The following is a 19,357-nucleotide window of genomic DNA, read 5'->3' as shown; positions in this document are numbered from 1 at the left end:
TGCCCCCGCTTTCACGCATGCCAGAGACCAAGTCGCCCAAGCCCGTTACGCCTCGCAAAACCACAGCCGCACTGAAGGCGGCCAAGCCGCCCGGCAGCAAAGCCAAATCGGTCGCGAAGCCGGCCGCCGTGCTCGCCGAGGGCCCGCCGACTGCGGTGGAGCCCGCGTATGCACCTGCAATCTGCTACGTCCATCCATTGCAGTTGGGCAGGCTCGACCGCTGGGACGGCGTGCTCGATCGCATCGCCGCACTGGGTTTTGACCATGTGTTGATGGCGCCACCGTTTGCCGTGGGTGCGGCCGGCAACGTCTTCGTCACGCGGGACCATGCGCAACTGCATGCCGCGTTGGGCGGTGGGCCGGCCGACGCCGCGCTCGCCACGCTCGCCGAGCGCTGCCGCTCGCGCGGGCTGACGTTACTGCTGGATCTCGTGATCGATCGCGTGGCGATTGATGCGCCGCTGCGATCCGATCACCCCGACTGGTTCATCAGCCACGCCGAAGACGGCGACGCGCTGGACCCGCGCCTGCCGCCGTCCCACCTGGAGGTCGCCTCCTTCCGACACGACGACCCGCGCACCGCCGATGCCATCCTGACGTGGTGGACGCAGCAGTTGCGCAACTGGGCCGCATTGGGCATCGGAGGCTTCCGCTGCGAAGCCCCGGCCCGCCTGCCTGCCGAACGTTGGCGCACGCTGATCGCCGACGTGCGCAGGGAGGCCGCCGCCGTACGCTTCCTCGCATGGACGCCCGGCATGGATGGCGCGGCCGTCGATGCACTGGCAGGCGCAGGCTTTGACGCGACGTTCTCGTCGCTGCGCTGGTGGGATTTCCGCGCCGGCTGGATGGTGGAAGAGCATGCCCGCCTTGCCGCCGTGGCCCCGCCCATCGCCACCGTGGAAGCGCCATTTGGCACGCGCTACGGCCAGGCCTTTGGCGACGCCACGGTCCGTGAACGCGCATACCGCCGTCTCCTGCACGTGGCCGATACCCTTGATGCCGGCTGGCTGATGCCGCTGGGCTTTGAACGTGGGGCACTGCTGCCGATGCTGGCCGAGCGTGGTGATCCGTCCGACCAGCAATGGATCGACGCGCATGCCGCGTTCGACCTGAGCGACGCCGTGCGCGATGTGAATGCGACCATCCGCGCTGCCCGCGCGACGAATACCGTCGCACCGCATGCGGAACTGCGCATGCTGACGGGCCCGGACGCGCCCGCCACCGCCCTCTTGCGCGCTGATGGCCCCGACCTGCGTGCCGGCGATGCCGCCACGCTGACGGTCATCAACCCCGACCTCTACATGGGCGTGTCGGTGCATGCCGACCACTTCCTGCCCGGCGTAGCCGGCGGCTTTACGCGCGGTGTGGCGCTCGATCTGCTCACGGAACCGGTCGGCAGTTGCGACGACACCTTGCGCGCCAAGGCACGTCCGCTGGCGGAGATCGATCTGCTGCCTGGCGATGTGCAGGTCTGGCGCGTCTTCCGCAACGCCCCGGTGCGGAGTCCTGCCACGGCCAAGCCCGCCAAGATCCCGCGCGCCAAGGCCAGCGGAGCGCAGGACGCCGTCAACACAGCCATTGCCTCGCCGCGCATCGGTATCGAACAGGTGCAGCCCTCCGTTGAAGACGGACGCTTTGCCGTCAAGCGCCTGGTGGGCGACGACATCGTCGTCGAGGCCGACGTGCTGATGGACGGGCACGACAAGCTGGCCGTCCAGCTGCTGTGGCGCGCCCAGGATGAAGACTCCTGGCAGCACGTGCCGATGGTCGCGCTCGGCAACGACCGCTGGCGGGGCGCATTCCGGCCGGAGCGGTTGGGCCGGCACGTGTATGCCGTCGCTGCGTGGCGCGACGCGTTCGGCACCTACCGGTCTGAACTGGAGAAGAAGCACACCGCCGGCGTGGACGTGACGCTGGAGCTGGAAGAAGGCGCACGTCTGGTCGCACAGGCAGCCGAGCATGCGCCCAAGAATGCAGCCGCCGACGCGCTCCACAAGTTCGCCCAACTGCTGTCGGAGCCAGACCAGGCGCACCGTCTCAAGCTGCTGCTGGACCCCGTGACGGCGCTTGTGATGGCGCAGGCCTCGCACTACCGGCCGTTCTATGTCGAAAGCGTGGCGTACCCGCTCGACGTGGAACGCGCTGGCGCGGCATTCGCGAGCTGGTACGAACTGTTCCCCCGCTCGGCATCGGATGACGAACAGCGGCACGGCACGTTCGACGACGTGATCCGCCGCCTGGGCGCCATCCGCGGCATGGGCTTCGACGTCTTGTATTTCCCGCCCATCCACCCGATCGGCCGCACCAACCGCAAGGGCCGCAACAACAGCCTGCGCGCGGAGCGCGACGACCCCGGCAGCCCATACGCGATTGGCGCTGCCGAAGGCGGGCACGACGCCATCCACCCGCAGCTGGGCACGCTGGAAGACTTCCGCCGCCTGATGCGCGCGGCGCGTGAGAAGGGCCTGGAGCTGGCGCTGGACTTCGCCATTCAATGCTCGCCCGATCACCCCTGGCTGCGCGAGCACCCCGGCTGGTTTGCATGGCGCCCTGACGGCAGCATCAAATACGCCGAGAACCCGCCCAAGAAATACGAAGACATCGTCAACGTCGACTTCTATGCCGACGACGCCAAGCCCGGTCTGTGGACGGCGCTGCGTGACGTGGTGATGTTCTGGGCAGACGAAGGCGTGCGCCTGTTCCGCGTCGACAATCCGCACACCAAGCCGCTACCGTTCTGGGAATGGATGATCGGCGAGGTGCGCGCGCGCTATCCGGATACGGTGTTCCTGTCGGAGGCCTTTACGCGCCCCAAGGTGATGTACCGTCTGGCGAAGGTCGGGTTCTCGCAGTCGTACACGTACTTCACGTGGCGGCACACCAAGCAGGAATTCATCGATTACCTGACCGAGCTGACGCGCACGCCGGTGCGTGAATATTTCCGCCCGCACTTCTTCGTCAATACGCCGGATATCAATCCGGTGTTCCTGCAGACGTCGGGGCGGCCGGGTTTCCTGATTCGTGCAGCGCTGGCGGCCACGCTGTCCGGCCTGTGGGGCGTCTATAACGGCTTCGAGCTGTGCGAAGGCGCCGCGGTGCCCGGCAAGGAGGAGTACCTCGACTCCGAGAAGTACCAGTTGCGCGCGTGGGACCACAACCGCCCCGGCAACATCGTCAAGGAGATCGCACTGCTCAACCGCATCCGCCGAGCCAACCCGGCACTGCACTCGCATCTGGGCGTGACATTCCAGCCCGCCTCGGGCGACCGGATCCTGTTCTTCAGCAAATCGACGCCGCCCGTGCTGCCGGCGCGGCTGGAAACCGCACCGGCCGAACTGGCCGAACCGGCCAACGCGCTGTCGCCGGACCGCTTTGGAGACAACACGGTGTTCGTGGCGATCAACCTCGACCCGCACCACGCGCACGAATCCGACATCGAACTGCCACTGTGGCAATGGGGCCTGCCCGACCACGGCGCGCTGATGGCCGAGAACCTGGTCAACGGCCAGCGCACAGTGTGGCGCGGCAAGTGGCAGCACATCCGCCTTGAACCCGAGCAGCCGTTTGCCATCTGGCGCGTGCGCCCGGCCCTGCCTTCGGAGGAAAACCCGTCATGACGCGCAATCCGACCGCGCTGCTGGTGGACGACGCGCTCTGGTACAAGGACGCCGTCATCTATCAGCTTCACGTCAAATCGTTCTGCGATTCCGACAACGACGGCGTCGGAGACTTTCCCGGTCTGATCTCCAAGCTCGACTACATTGCCGAGTTGGGCGTGGACGTGATCTGGCTGCTGCCGTTCTATCCGTCGCCGCGCCGCGACGACGGCTACGACATCGCCGAATACCGCGGCGTGCACCCCGATTACGGCAACATGGCCGACGTGCGCCGCTTCATTGCCGAGGCGCATGCACGGGGCCTGCGCGTGATCACGGAACTGGTCATCAACCACACGTCGGATCAGCATCCGTGGTTCCAGCGGGCGCGGCGCGCCAAGCCGGGTTCTGCGCTGCGCGACTTCTACGTGTGGTCCGACAACGACAAGAAGTACGCCGGCACGCGCATCATCTTCATAGATACCGAGCCCTCGAACTGGACGTGGGACCCGGTGGCCAACGCCTACTACTGGCACCGCTTCTATTCCCACCAGCCCGATCTCAACTTCGACAACCCGCGCGTGCTCAAGGCCGTGATCGGCGTGATGAAGTTCTGGCTGAACCTGGGAGTGGACGGCCTGCGGCTCGATGCCGTGCCCTACCTCGTGGAGCGCGAAGGCACATCGAACGAGAACCTGCCCGAGACGCACGAAGTACTGCGCAAGATTCGCGCGGCCATGGACGGCGAATTCAAGAACCGCCTGCTGCTGGCCGAGGCCAACCAGTGGCCGGAAGACACGCAGGAATACTTCGGTGCCGGCGACGAATGCCACATGGCGTTCCACTTTCCGCTGATGCCGCGCATGTACATGGCGATCGCGCGTGAAGACCGCTTCCCGATCACCGACATCATGCGCCAGACGCCGGAGGTGCCGCCCGGCTGCCAATGGGCCATCTTCCTGCGCAATCACGACGAATTGACGCTCGAAATGGTGACCGACGCCGAGCGCGACTACCTCTGGGAGGTCTACGCCAGCGACCGCCGCGCGCGCCTGAACCTGGGCATCCGCCGCCGGCTGGCACCGCTGCTGGAACGCGACCGCCGCCGCGTCGAGCTGATGAACAGCCTGCTCTTCTCCATGCCCGGCACGCCCGTCATGTATTACGGCGACGAAATCGGCATGGGCGACAACATCCACCTGGGTGACCGCGACGGCGTGCGCACGCCAATGCAGTGGTCGCCCGACCGCAACGGCGGCTTCTCGCGCGCCGACCCCGAACAGCTCGTGCTGCCGGCCATCATGGGCTCGCTGTACGGCTATGAATCGGTGAACGTGGAAGCGCAGAGCCGCGACGCGCATTCGCTGCTGAACTGGACGCGCCGGCTGCTTGCCACACGCAAGCGGCATCGCGTGTTCGGGCGGGGTTCGATTCAGTTCCTGCAGCCGTCCAACCGCAAGGTGCTGGCGTATATCCGCGCGCTCGAGGGCGAAGCGCCCATCCTCTGCGTGGCGAACCTCTCCCGCGCCTCGCAGGCTGTGGAGCTGGATTTGTCCGCCTTTGCGCAGCGGGTGCCCGTCGAACTGATTGGCGGGACGGCATTTCCGCCCATCGGCCAGTTGTCGTATCTGCTCACGCTGCCGCCGTACGCCTTCTATTGGCTGGAGCTGCGCGAGAACGAGCCTGGCCCAACCTGGTCGCAACCGGCCTCAGAGCAATTGCCCGAGTTCACGACGCTGGTGCTGCGTGCCGGCTTGGATGCCCTGGCCGATACGCGACAGCGCGAGGCGCATCGCCAGTTGATCGAGCGCGAAATCCTGCCGAGCTATCTGCCGAAGCGGCGCTGGTTTGCCGCCAAGGACAGCGTGCTGCGGAGCGCGAAGTTTGCCTGGGGCGCGCCCGTGCCGGTGGATGCCTCATCGACCAACCGCCCGCTGGCTGGGGCGACGCGTCCGGAGGTGTTCCTCAACGAAGTGGCTGTCACGCTGGGCAGTCCGGACGGCACCGAGCGCGTCGAGCGCTACCTGCTGCCGCTTTCCATCGCATGGGAATCATCCACGCTGCCGGCGCTGCCCATCCAGCTTGCGCTGGCGCGCGTGCGGCGCGGCCGCCATGTGGGCTACCTCACTGACGCCTTCACCACCGAGACCTTCGCCCGCGCGCTGCTCACCAACCTCGTGCGCGGCACCACGCTGGAGGCCAATGACGGCACCGTGCATTTCGAGCCTGAGCCGAACATCGCAGAACTGGCGGAGCCGGCCGGGTCGGCTGCCAGCCCCGAAGCAGGCAGCACGCGGCCCGCGCCGCTGCCGCTCGCGCCCGACACGCCCATCCAGTGGCTGGCGGCCGAGCAATCGAACAGCTCACTGGTGATTGGCGAGTCGGTCATCGTCAAGCTCATCCGGCGTATCGCCACGGGCATCCACCCCGAGGTGGAGATGACGCGCCATCTCACGCGCGTGGGCTATGCCAACACGGCGGCGCTGATCGGCGAGGTCTCTCACCACGCTGCCGATGGTGAACGCGCCACGCTGGCCGTCATGCAGAGCTTCGTTCCCAACCAGGGCGATGCCTGGACATGGGCACTGGACTATCTGCGTCGCACCATCGACGAGCTGGCCGTGCAGATGGAGGGCGTGACCTCCGGCGATGGTGAGTCGTCTCCGGTTGCCGTGTCGGAGGCGCGCGTGGATACCGACGAGGCGCTGGCCGGCTACGTCAACTTCATCGGCGTGATCGGCACGCGGCTGGGCGAACTGCATGCCGCGCTGGCCGCGCCCACCGAAGACCCGAGCTTCGGCGCGCGCATTGCAGACGCCGACGATGCCGCCTACTGGACCGCCCGCGTGAGCGAACAGCTCACCCGCGCGCACGACAACCTGACGGCATGGCAACAGCAAAACCCCGACAGCCCGCGGCAAGCCGATGTGCAGTGGCTGCTGTCGCAACACCAGGCGCTGCTCGACGCCGCGCGCACGCATGCCGAAGACGGCCTGGGCGCCACGCTCTCGCGCATCCACGGCGATTTCCACCTCGGCCAGGTACTGGTGGCGCAGGGCGATGCCTTCCTGATCGACTTTGAAGGCGAGCCCTCCCGCCCGGTGGAAGAACGCCGGCGCAAGACCAGCCCGCTGCGCGACGTGGCCGGGCTCATGCGCTCGCTCGACTACGTGGTGGGCGCCATGCGTCAGGGCCCCGAACACGTGGCCGGCCCGGCGCAGGAACGCCGCAATCACCTGTTGGAACGCTTCCGCGCTGCGTCCACCGAACGCTTCCTAGAGGCGTATGCCGCTGCCATTCGCGGGCCCGATCTGAACGCGCCGGACCAGCCGGTGGTCGACTTTCATCTGCTCGATCTTTTCCTGCTGGAGAAGGCCGCGTACGAGGTCAACTACGAAGCATCCAACCGCCCGACCTGGCTGCCGATTCCGCTGGAAGGCTTCACGCGGGTGGCACGTCGCCTGCTGCATGCAGACCCAACATCACCCGCTGCAGAAGACTCGACCGGAGGCCCCCCGTGACAGCGCTCGACTTTGCCACGCCATCCAAAACCGCCGCCCAACCCGAAGCACCGGTCGTGCTGCCGCCCGGCGTCGACCAGATGCAGGTGGATGCGCTGACGCATGGCCGCCTGGGTGACCCGTTTGCAGTGCTGGGGCCGCATCGCCTCGACACCGAAGATGGCCCGCGCTGGGTCGTGCGCGCGTTCTATCCGGGGGCGCGCCGCGTGCAGGCCATCGACTCGCGCGGCCAGATCATCACGGAAATGAATCCGGTCGGGCGTACAGGCTTGTTTCACGGCCCGCTGCGCGCCGATGCGCAGGATGTGTATGGCCACCCGGAGCTCTATCGCCTGCGCATCATCTGGCCCGCCGGCACCGGACATGAAGCCGTGCAGGAAACCGAAGACCCGTACGCCTTCGGTCTGCTGCTGGGTGACCTCGACCTGCATCTGCTCAACGAGGGCACGCATTGGGCGCTGGCAAGCTGCCTGGGCGCGCAGGCGATGCGCCTCGACGGTATCAGCGGCGTGCGCTTTGCGGTGTGGGCGCCGAACGCGCAGCGCGTCTCGGTGGTGGGTGAGTTCAACCAGTGGGACGGCCGTCGCCACCCCATGCGCCTGCGCCACCAGGCCGGCGTGTGGGAACTGTTTCTGCCCAGCGGCCTGGGCGCGGGACCGGGCGCGCGCTACAAGTTCGAACTGATCGGCGCAGACGGCCGGCTGGTGGTCAAGGCCGACCCCGCCGCCCGCCAGACCGAACCGCCGCCCGCCACCGCCTCCGTCGTGGCCGACCCGGCGCCGCTGCGCTGGAACGACGACGCATGGATGCAAACGCGCGCCGAACGCCACAAGCCCGACGCGCCCATCAGCATTTATGAAGTGCATGCCGGCTCCTGGCTGCGCGATCTGGAGGACGGCGGCCGCAACCTGCACTGGGATGAACTGGCCGACCGGCTGATCCCCTACGTCACCGCGCTCGGCTTCACGCACATTGAACTGCTGCCAGTGGCGGAACACCCGTTCGGCGGCAGTTGGGGCTATCAGCCGCTGGGCCTGTTCGCACCGTCTGCGCGTTTCGGGGCGCCCGAGGCATTCGCGCGCTTTGTGGACCGCTGCCATCAGGCTGGCCTGGGCGTCATCGTCGATTGGGTGCCCGCGCACTTTCCGACCGACGCGCACGGGCTGGCGCAGTTTGACGGCACCGCGCTGTATGAACACCAGGACCCGCGCGAAGGTTTCCATCAGGACTGGAACACGCTCATCTACAACTTCGGCCGCAACGAAGTGCGCGGATTCCTCATCGCGAGCGGGCTGGAATGGCTGGAGCGGTTCCACATTGACGGCCTGCGCGTGGATGCCGTGGCGTCGATGCTGTATCGCGACTACTCGCGCCGCGCCGGCGAATGGGTGCCCAACCGCTACGGCGGCCGCGAAAACCTCGAAGCCGTGGCGTTCCTGCAGCAGATGAATACGGTCGTGCACGAACGCTGCCCCGGCGCCATCACCATCGCCGAAGAGTCGACCGCCTGGCCTGGCGTGACCGCGCCCGTGGAATTCAACGGCCTGGGCTTCGACTACAAGTGGAACATGGGTTGGATGCACGACACGCTGCACTACATGCAGCGCGACCCCGTGTACCGGCAGCACCATCACGACGGCATGACGTTCGGGCTGGTGTACGCGTTCTCCGAGCACTTCATCCTGCCGATCTCGCATGACGAAGTGGTGCACGGCAAGGGCTCGCTGCTGGGCAAGATGCCCGGCGATGAATGGCAACGGCTGGCGAACCTGCGCACCTACCTCGCGTTCATGTGGACGCACCCCGGCAAGAAGTTGCTGTTCATGGGCTGCGAGTTCGGGCAAGTGGGCGAGTGGAACCACGATGCATCGCCCGAATGGCATCTGCTGGACGACCCGCGGCACCGTGGCGTGCAGCGGCTGGTGCACGACCTCAATGCGCTGTACCGGAATGAACCGTCATTGCATGCGCGGGACACCGCGCCGGAAGGGTTCAACTGGGTGATTGGCGACGACCGCACCAACAGCGTGTTTGCTTTCCTGCGGCTGGATGGCGACGGGCGGCCGATGCTCGTGGTGGCAAACATGACGCCGGTGCCGCGGGAGGGGTATCGCATTGGCGTGCCACCTGCTGAAGGCGCCACGCATTGGCGGGAAGTGCTGAACACGGACGCTGCCGTGTATGGCGGCAGCGATTTCGGGAACAGCGGAGCGGTGGATGTGGACCACGTGGCCGCGCATGGGCAGGGGCAGTCGTTGGTGTTGAGGCTGCCGCCGTTGGGGGTTGTTGTTTTGAAGGTTTGATTTTGGGTTGGTGGTTTGCCTTCCTTTCATCCCCTGCCGGGGCTGACTCACTTTCTTTGTCTTGCCAAAGAAAGTAAGCAAAGAAAGGCGCGCCCGAGATGGCGAAAGACTCCTTGAATTTATGTCGCAGAGAGGGAGGGGAGGCAAACTCGCTTCGCTCAAACAGTTTCCCTTCCTTTTTCCTCTCTGCAACAGAAATTCAAGGCGCCATCTAGGGCTCCAACGGCCAAACCATCGACTACAAGTGCAGTAGGCACCAGCAGCACAACGCGAAGCAAAGCGAGCAACACAGCAACAAGCAAGTGCCACTCGGGCGTGCATACCAACGGTTCGGCCGTTGACGTTCCTGCCCTTGATGGCGCCTTGAATTTCCGTAAGCGGGCGGAAAAAAGAACGGGAACTGTCTGAGCGAAGCGAGTTTTCCCGTTCTCCGCCCGGTTACGAAAATTCAAGGAGGGGATCGCCATCTCGGGCGCGCCTTTCTTTGCTTACTTTCTTTGGCAAGACAAAGAAAGTGAGTCGGCCCCGGCAGGGGACGAAAGCGAGGCAAACCAGCAAGGCAAAGACAACCCTGACATCAATCACGAATGCTCCGCTTCCCGAAAACCCTCTCCCCCGGCAAACCATTCCCCCTTGGCGCTCATTGGGACGGCCTGGGCATCAACTTTGCGGTCTTCTCGGCAAACGCCACCAAGATCGAACTCTGCATCTTCGATCCCACCGGCCGAAAAGAGATGACGCGGTTTGCCCTGCCCGAATGCACCGACGAGGTCTGGCATGGCTACCTGCCCGGCGTGGAAGCCGGCCTCGTCTACGGCTACCGCGCCTACGGACCTTGGGAGCCGCAGCACGGCCATCGCTTCAACCCGCACAAGCTGCTGCTCGACCCCTACGCGCGCCGGCTGGTGGGCTCGCTGCGCTGGTCCGACGCACTGTTCGGCTATCGGCTCAACTCCAACCGCGGCGATCTTTCATTCGACCGCCGCGACAGCGCGCCGGCCATGCCCAAGGCCATCGTCACCGACGAATCGTTCAACTGGGGCAACGACGTCCGCCCGAACACGCCGTGGTCTCGCACCGTGATCTACGAAGGGCACGTTCGCGGGATGTCGATGCTGCGCGAAGACCTGCTGCCGCCTGAACGCGGCACGTTCAGCGCGCTCGGCGACAGCGTCTTCATCGACCGCCTGCAGCGGCTGGGCATCACCGCCATCGAGCTGCTGCCCATTCACGCCTTCCTGCAAGACCAGTTTCTGGTGGAGCGCGGCTTGCGCAACTATTGGGGCTACAACACGCTGTGCTTCTTCGCGCCAGAGCCGTCTTACCTCTCGGCACCATCGCTGCATGAGCTGAAAGTGGCGATCCGCCGGCTGCATGCGGCGGGCATCGAAGTGTTGCTCGACGTGGTCTATAACCACACGTGCGAAGGCAGCGAGCTGGGACCGACGCTGTCGTTTCGGGGCCTGGACAACGCGAGCTACTACCGCCTCGTGCCGGGCCAGGAGCGTTACTACATCAACGATACGGGCTGCGGCAACACGCTGAACCTGTCGCACCCGCGCGTGCTGCAGATGGTGATGGACTCTCTGCGCTACTGGGTCAATGCGTTCCACGTGGACGGCTTCCGCTTCGACCTGGGCGTCACGCTCGGGCGCGAGGGCAATGGCTTCGATCAGGGCTCGGGCTTCTTCGATGCCATCCGCCAGGACCCCGTGCTTTCCACCGTCAAGCTGATCTCCGAACCGTGGGACGTGGGCCCGGACGGCTACCAGGTCGGCAACCACCCGCCGGGCTTTGCGGAATGGAACGACCGCTTTCGCGATGGCATCCGCCGCTTCTGGCGCGGTGACTCGGGCCAGCGGCCCGACCTTGCCGCACGCCTGACCGGCAGTGGCGACTTGTTCGACCGCCGCCACCGCAGGCCTTGGGCGTCGGTCAATTACGTCGCCTCGCACGACGGTTTCACGCTGCACGACCTCGTCAGTTATGCCGACAAGCACAACGATGCCAACGGCGAAGACAACCGCGACGGCCACAACGACAACTGCAGCGCCAACTGGGGCGCCGAGGGCCCGACCGATGACCCCGCCATCCAAGCCCTGCGCGAACGCGTGAAACGTGCGCTGCTGGCCACGGTGTTCTTTTCCAATGGCACGCCGATGCTGTTGGCGGGCGACGAATTCGGCCGCACGCAAAACGGCAACAACAACGCCTATTGCCAGGACAACGCCCTGTCCTGGCTCGATTGGTCATTGCTGGAAAAAGACCCGGGGCAGGCGCTCGCCCGCTATACGGCGCGGCTGATCGCACTGCGCAAGGCCAGCCCTGCGCTGCGCTGGCCGCATTACGTGCACGGCAACACCGAGATCCTGCCGGGCGTGCCGGACATCGCCTGGTTTGACGAGCGCGGCCAGGTGCTTTCGCCCGACGCGTGGAACGACAGCGAGGCACGGGCGTTGGCGTTGCGCCGCGCCTGCGTCGAGACCATCGACGCGGAGGCGCGCCCGCACGTGGCGTTGTTGCTCATCAACGGTGCCGCGACAGACCTGACGTTCACGCTGCCCGAGCCTGCCATGGACTGGCTACTCGCCATCGACAGCGCAGCGCCGGAGCAAGACGCTCGGCCGCACAGCGGCAACACCCTGGACGTGGCGGGGCGCAGCGTAGTGCTGCTGCTCGCCACGCAGCTGGCCACGATCGCCCAGATTGCTGGGCAGCCGGATGCAGACGCCAGCGGCGAAACCCTCGGGCGGGTGTCCGACACACAGAACGCGCCACAGGGCGCACCGCAGAACGCCCCGCCCGAACAACCTGCGACCGACGACGAGCGCACCGCCCCCACCGCCGACCAGGCAGCGAGCGACGACAATGGAGACGCCACGCGATGACCGCACCTGCCCCCCGGTTTGCCCACGACATGCCGTTCGGTGCCACCGTCCTGGCGGACGGCAACACCCGATTCCGTTTGTGGGCCCCCGACGCGACCGCCGCCTGGATCGACTTCGACGACGTGCGCGGCGACGAGGCCATCCGCATGGACCCGGAACCCGACGGCTGGTATGCCGCCGTGGCACCCGTGGGTGCCGGAACATGCTACCGGTACCGCCTCACCAATCAGGACGGCGTGACACTGTCGGTGCCTGACCCCGCGGCCCGCGCGCAGTGGCAGGACATAGCGGGCCCAAGCCTCGTCGTCGATCCGCAGCGCTACCGGTGGCAGCACGCCGACTGGCAGGGCCGGCCCTGGCACGAGACGGTGCTGTACGAACTGCACGTCGGCGCGCTGGGCGGTTTCAAAGGTGTGCGCGGCCGGCTGCCGGAACTGGCGCGGCTGGGCATCACGGCCATCGAGTTGATGCCGGTGGCGGAATTTCCGGGTGCGCGCAACTGGGGCTATGACGGCGTACTGCCCTTTGCGCCTGACGCCAGCTACGGCACGCCGGACGACCTCAAGGCCTTGATCGACACCGCGCACGGGCTCGGCATCATGGTGTTTCTCGATGTGGTCTACAACCACTTCGGGCCGGATGGAAACTACCTGCACCACTACGCGCGCAGCTTCTTCCGCGACGATGTGCATACGCCCTGGGGCGCCGCCATCGATTTCCGCAAGCCGCATGTGCGCGAGTTCTTCATCCAGAACGCGTTGATGTGGCTGATGGAATATCGCTTTGACGGCCTGCGGCTCGACGCCGTGCACGCCATCACCGAGCGCGACTGGCTGGGCGAACTCGCCGCCCGCGTGCGACTGTCGGCCGAGCCTGGCCGGCATGTGCATCTGGTGCTGGAGAACGAGCACAACGCCGCATCGCTGCTGCGTGATGGCGACACCCACGGCGACTTCGACGCGCAGTGGAACGACGACGGCCACAACGTGCTCCACGTGTTACTGACCGGCGAGCGCGAAGCCTATTACGCCGCCTACGCCGAAGCACCGGCGCAGCGCCTTGCGCGCGTGCTGCAAGACGGCTTCTGCTACCAGGGCGAGCCATCTCCGATTCATGAGAACGCCCCGCGCGGCGAACCGAGCGCGCACTTGCCGCCCACCGCGTTCGTGCTGTTCCTGCAGAACCACGACCAGATCGGCAACCGCGCCTTTGGTGAACGGCTGACGCAGCTCGCCCATCCCGATGCGTTGTACGCCGCGCAGGTGCTGTTGCTGCTGAGCCCGCAGATTCCGATGCTGTTCATGGGTGAGGAATGGGGCAGCACCTGCCCGTTCCAATACTTCACCAGCCATCACGGCATGCTGGCCGAAGCCGTGCGGGAAGGCCGGCGCAGGGAGTTCGCCAAGTTCGAGGCATTTGCCGACCCGCACCAGCGCGAGCGCATTCCCGATCCCAACGACGAGTTGACGTTCCTTGCCTCGTCCCCCGGCGAGGCCAACCTGGCCGATCCCGCACAGCTGAACACGCTGAACCGCATGCACCGCCTGCTGGCGCTGCGCCACGCAGAGATCATCCCGCGCCTGCCCCGCGCCCGCGCGCTCGATGCGGTGGCACTGGGCCATGCCGGCGCCCTTGCCCGCTGGCGTATGGGCGACGGCAGCGTGCTCACGCTGATGGTGAATCTGTCCGATCAAGCCGTGGCGGTCCCTACGGTGCTGGCGGGCAGCCCTGCAGATCTGCTGCATGAATCGCGCGAGGGCGCCGCCGCCGCGCTCATCGCGCATCGCCTGCCGGAGCGCACGTGCGTGGCATTGCTGCACACGCCTTCACCAGCCTGACTCCAGCCCCCCTGACAACCGCAACGCGCCAACGTATCAACGCCCCCGCACACCATGGATCGCACGACCAACTCATCCGGCACGCAACGCACCCCGCTCCAGCAACTGGCCACCGAGGCCGGCCTGCTGGTGGACTGGGAAGACGCTGCGAGCCGGCCCATGCACGTGGCCGACGACGTGCTGCGGGCCGTGCTGCACAGCCTGGGGCTGCCTGCCGGCACGCCGGCCCAGGTGTCGGAAAGCCAGGCGCGCCTGCGCGCAGAAGCCGAAGAGGTGGCGATACCGCCGCTCGTGACAGGCGTGGTCGGACAGCCGATCGTGCTGCAGACTTGGGCGCCACAGGCGGCATTGCTGGACGGACAAACCTATCGCGTCGATCTGGAGTCCGGCGGCAGCACTGAGGGCAAAGTCAGCGCGAGCGCAAGCGAGCACCACGCAACGCTGCGCCTGGGGCCTGTGACTGCCGTGGGCTATCACCGCCTGACCATCGACGCCGGGCCGGGCACCGTGATCCAGGCCACGCTCGCCATTGCCCCGGCACGTTGCTACGGCGTGGCCGATGCATTACGCCAGCACAAGCGTCAGACCGACACCCGAGTGTGGGGTACCTCCGCACAACTCTATGGCCTGCGATGCGGGGCTGAGCGCGCCGCCAGCAGCGCAGGGCTCGGCGACTACACCGCTGCCGGCGCACTGGCACAGCGGCTCGCGCGGCACGGTGCAGATGCGCTGGCGCTCAGCCCCGTGCATGCCATGTTCACGGCCGACGCGCGTCGCTACTCGCCGTACTCGCCATCGAGCCGCCTGTTCATGAACGCGTGGATGATCGACCCCACCGCCCTTTTCGGAGAGGAAGCCGTCCGGCAAGCCGTGGTCGACTGCAACCTTGTCGCAGACTATGCACGCCTGGAAGCCGCTCCGCTCATCGACTGGCCCGCCAGCGGCAACGCCCGTATGACGGTGCTGCGCGCGTTGCATCACCGTTTGCTGCAGGCGCCGCTTGGAGACACCACCGCCCAGATGCTGCTGGACGATTTTCGTGCGTATTGCATCGACGGGGGCATCAGCCTGCGCGACCACGCGCACTTTGAGGCGCTGAACGCGCATCTGGGACCCGCGCACTGGAAGCAATGGCCGGAGCAATATCAGGATCCGAGCTACCTTGGCGTGCAGGCCTTCGCGCGCGAGCATGAGGATGCGGTGAATTTCCACCTCTTCCTGCAATGGGCTGCTACTCGCCAATGGGCCCTCGTGCAGCGCACCGCGGAAAGCGCCGGCATGGCCATCGGCCTGATTGCCGACCTGGCTGTGGGCACCGACAGCGCGGGCAGCCACGCATGGGCCCGCCAGCGGGACTTGCTGATCGGCGTCACCATAGGCGCGCCGCCCGACCTGTTCAACGCGCAGGGCCAGGATTGGGGGCTCACCACCTTCAGCCCGCGGGCCATGCGAACGCAGGGCTTTTCCGCGTTCATCGAAATGCTGCGTGCGGTCATGGCGGTGCCCGGCGGCGTGCGGATCGACCACGTGCTCGGACTCATGCGACTGTGGGTCATTCCGGATGGCGCACAGCCGCTGGACGGCGTGTACCTGCGCTACCCAATGCACGATCTGCTGCGGCTGGTCGCGCTGGAATCGTGGCGCAACCGCTGCATCGTCATCGGCGAGGATCTCGGCACCGTGCCGGCGGGCCTGCGTGAGACGCTGGCCGAAGACGGGCTGCTCGGCATGCGCATCCCCTGGTTTGAACGCGAATACACGCGCGACGATGCGCCCTTCAAGGCCCCTCACACGTGGGCGCCGGCCTCCGTTGCGATGACCAGCACGCACGATCTGCCCACGCTCGCCGGCTGGTGGATCGGCAACGATCTGCGCTGGCAAGTGCAACTCGGGCTGTTGCCGCCCGGCATGAACGAGACCGAGGCGTACGCGCGCCGCATGGACGACCGCGCCGCGCTCGTCGCTGCCTTTGCCGAGCACAACCGGCTGGTGCTGGCCGATGGCGGCGTGCCGATGATCGGCGTGGCGCCTCTGCAGGCTGCGCTGGAACAGGCGCGCGCCGCCAACGCAGCGCAAGCCGAAGTCATCCTGCAAGCAAGCGCACAGGACTTTGCGACGGCAGCCACGGTGTTCACGGGCGCCGCCCACACGCCGCTTGCTCTGGTGCCGCTGGAAGACTTGCTGGGGCTTGTCGAGCAGCCGAACCTGCCGAGCACGATCGACACACATCCAAACTGGCGTCGCCGCCTCCCGGCGCCCGCCCCGACGCTGCTCGACGCGCCCACGGTTCAGGCGCGCCTGTCAGCGCTGGCCAACGCGCGCATCAGCCTGTCATGAGCGAACCTACCACGCCACTCGCCCCCATCGCCCTCCAGCGGGTGCCCCGCGCCACGGTGCGGCTGCAACTGCACCGCGACTTTACGTTCGACCATGTGCGCGCGCTGCTGGACGACTTTGCAGCGCTCGGCATCTCGCACCTCTACACGTCGCCCATCACCACGGCGCAGCCGGGTTCCACGCATGGCTATGACGTTGTCGACCCGACACGCGTGAACCCGGAGCTGGGCGGCGAACCCGCCCTCGAACGCCTGGTGGAGGCACTGCATGCGCGCGGCATGGGGCTCGTTGTCGATATCGTGCCGAATCACATGGGTGTGGGTGGTGCACACAACGCGTGGTGGCTGGACGTGCTCGAATCCGGCCCTGAAAGCGCTTACGCCAACTTTTTCGATATCGACTGGCAGCCGTCACACCCCGGGCTGCGCAACAAGGTGCTCGCGCCGTTCCTCGGCGAAAACTACGCCGACGCACTGGCCGGGGGCCGACTGCAACTGGTCTACGACGAAGCGGCCGCGCGTCTGGCCATTGCGTACTACGATCACCGGTTCCCGATTGCGCTGGCCGACTACCCCGCGGTGCTGCGCACCGGCAACACGGACACCGCCACGCATGCGGTTGCCGACCGCTTTGCCGGGCTCGGCACCATCCGCTCGGTGCGAACGCGCCGCGAACGTGCAGACGAAGCACGCGATGCACTGCGCAACCTCGCCACCACCGAAGCAGGCGCAACACACATCGCCGAAGCCGTGCGCACGCTCAACGCGCAACACGATGAGCTTGATGCGCTGATGGCGCGCCAGCATTGGCGCCTTGCCCACTGGCGCACCGCCAATGACGAGATCAACTGGCGCCGCTTCTTCGATATCGGCTCGCTGGCCGGCTTGCGGATGGAGCGCGCCGAGGTATTCGAAGCGACGCACGCGCTGCTGTTCCGGCTCTATCGCCTGGGGTGGATTGACGGCGTGCGCATCGACCACGTTGATGGCCTGGCCGATCCGGCCGCATACTGCCGCCAACTGCGCCGCCGCCTGCAAGCCGAACACGCGGCACGCCCCGCCGACCGGCTAACGAATCACCCGTGGATTGTTGTCGAGAAAATCCTCGCCCACGATGAAGCCATGCGCACCGACTGGGGCGTCGACGGCACCAGCGGCTACGATTTCATGAACCAGGTGGGCGCGCTGCTGCACGACGCCCGCGGCGAGACCGCGCTCACGCAGGGCTGGCTCGAATGGATTGGTGCGCCGGTGGCGCAAGCGCCGTTTTCGGCCACAGCAGTACCTGCACGCCGCGAGATTCTGCATGCGCACTTTGCGGCAGAACTCGATGCAGCCGCGTCGGCGTTGCACGCAGTGGCACAGCAGGAGCGCAGCAGCCACGACGTGACGTGGCACGCCATTCGACGGGCGCTGGCCGAGGTGATCGTCCACTTTCCGGTGTATCGGACCTATGCGAATGCGCAACAACGCGATGCGCAGGACGCCGCCATCGTGCAATCCGCCCTGTCGGGGGCGGCGAGCTGCCTGCGGCGCGTCGACCAGCCTGTGCTCGGCTGGCTCGATGCCTGGCTGGGCGGGCAGCCGGCCGGGCAGGACAAGTTGCGCCAACTGGCGTTGCGGCGGTGTCAGCAGTTGTCGTCGCCGGTGGCGGCCAAAGCGGTGGAAGACACGGCGTGCTACCGCTACGGTCGGCTGCTCGCGCGCAACGAAGTCGGCGCGGATCCGGGCGAGTTCTCGATGAGCGCCAACGCGTTCCATCACGCCATGCAAGCGCGTGCCCTTACGTGGCCGCACGCCATGCTCACCACCGCCACGCACGACCATAAACGCGGTGAAGACGTGCGCGCCCGGTTGGCCGTGCTGTCGGAGCGGCCCGCGCAATGGTTGGCCGCCGCGCATCAATGGCGAACGGAACACGCTGCGTGGATCCGTCATCTGCCGACAGGCCCGGCCCCCTCACCTGCGGCGCAATGGATGCTGTACCAAACGCTGGTGGGCATCTGGCCGGCAGGGCTCGACTGGCGTGACGCCGATACCGTACGCGACCTGGCCGAGCGTGTCGCGCAATGGCAGGAAAAGGCCCAGCGCGAAGCCAAGCTGCGCACTGACTGGTTCGCCCCCGATGCAGACTATGAAGCCGCCAGCCGCGATTTCGTCTTGACGCTGCTGACAGGCGAGGCCGCTTCGACCTTCCTGCCCTCCCTCGCGGCCTTCGTTCAAAGCGTGGCCCCGGCCGCCGCCATCAACAGCCTCGCCCAGACCTTGCTGCGCACCACACTGCCCGGTGTGCCCGACCTGTACCAGGGCACCGATTTCTGGGACACCAGCCTGGTCGATCCCGACAACCGCCGGCCCGTTGACTACGCCGCACGGCACCGCGCATTGCGGGCATTGCAAGCGCATGCCGGAAACAGCCTGACCCCGCTGCTTGCGCATTGGACGGACGGCCGCATCAAGCAAGCCGTGCTGGCCCGTGCGCTGGCCCTGCGCGCCGCACTGCCGGCGGTGTTCGAATCCGGCGACTACCAGCCGCTTGCCGTGACCGGCAGCGGCGCACAGCACGTGCTCGCGTTTGCCCGGACGCATGGCGCCGACGCGATTGTCGTCATCGTGCCACTGCACGCGTCCGCCATGCTTGGCCATACCGCCACACCAACGTTTGCGGACGGCGCATGGCGGGACACTACGGTGAGCCTGCCGTCCGCGCTCTCGCATACCCCGCTGCATAGCGCATTCGACGGCGCGCCGCCGCTCCAGGGTCCGCGCCTGGCGTTGGGCCAGGTGCTCACGCCGTTGCCGGTCGCACTGCTCCACACCTGACCGCTTCTTCACCCGGCCGCACGGGTTAACACTGACTGCGTCGCCAGCCGGC

The 19,357-nt window shown here is 66.9% G+C and carries 7 protein-coding genes; all 7 read left to right on the top strand.

Annotation, left to right across the window (positions count from 1 at the left end):
* The first annotated feature begins 17 nt into the window (after positions 1 to 17).
* The 7 genes from N5B55_RS17785 (at position 18) to treY (ending at position 19,305) form a co-directional block, all read left to right on the top strand.
* Positions 18 to 3,617: a maltotransferase domain-containing protein gene (locus N5B55_RS17785; protein ID WP_304540779.1), complete on the top strand. Its 3,600-nt coding sequence runs from the start codon at positions 18 to 20 to the stop codon at positions 3,615 to 3,617.
* Entirely contained in the window at positions 3,614 to 7,117 is a 3,504-nt protein-coding gene (gene treS / locus N5B55_RS17780; RefSeq protein WP_304540778.1) for a maltose alpha-D-glucosyltransferase, read from the top strand. The genes N5B55_RS17785 and treS overlap by 4 nt, the downstream gene beginning before the upstream one ends.
* Positions 7,114 to 9,420 (top strand): 1,4-alpha-glucan branching protein GlgB, encoded by a 2,307-nt coding sequence (glgB, locus tag N5B55_RS17775; protein ID WP_304540776.1) that lies wholly within the window; start codon positions 7,114 to 7,116, stop codon positions 9,418 to 9,420. Before treS ends, glgB begins: the two co-directional genes overlap by 4 nt.
* A 587-nt stretch (positions 9,421 to 10,007) precedes the next feature.
* Entirely contained in the window at positions 10,008 to 12,308 is a 2,301-nt protein-coding gene (gene glgX, locus N5B55_RS17770; protein WP_103519273.1) for a glycogen debranching protein GlgX, read from the top strand.
* Positions 12,305 to 14,146 carry a malto-oligosyltrehalose trehalohydrolase gene (treZ, locus tag N5B55_RS17765; protein WP_304540773.1) on the top strand — a complete coding sequence of 614 codons (1,842 nt, stop codon included), beginning with the start codon at positions 12,305 to 12,307 and terminating at the stop codon, positions 14,144 to 14,146. Before glgX ends, treZ begins: the two co-directional genes overlap by 4 nt.
* 54 nt (positions 14,147 to 14,200) lie before the next feature.
* Entirely contained in the window at positions 14,201 to 16,483 is a 2,283-nt protein-coding gene (gene malQ, locus N5B55_RS17760) for a 4-alpha-glucanotransferase (protein ID WP_304540771.1), read from the top strand.
* A complete protein-coding gene (gene treY, locus N5B55_RS17755) occupies positions 16,480 to 19,305 on the top strand; it encodes a malto-oligosyltrehalose synthase (protein WP_304540769.1) in 2,826 nt (941 codons plus the stop codon). Before malQ ends, treY begins: the two co-directional genes overlap by 4 nt.
* Positions 19,306 to 19,357 lie beyond the last annotated feature (52 nt).

It is taken from the genome of Ralstonia pickettii (assembly GCF_030582395.1).
Taxonomy (GTDB): domain Bacteria; phylum Pseudomonadota; class Gammaproteobacteria; order Burkholderiales; family Burkholderiaceae; genus Ralstonia; species Ralstonia pickettii_D.
This window is presented reverse-complemented; position numbering and strand designations above follow the sequence as displayed.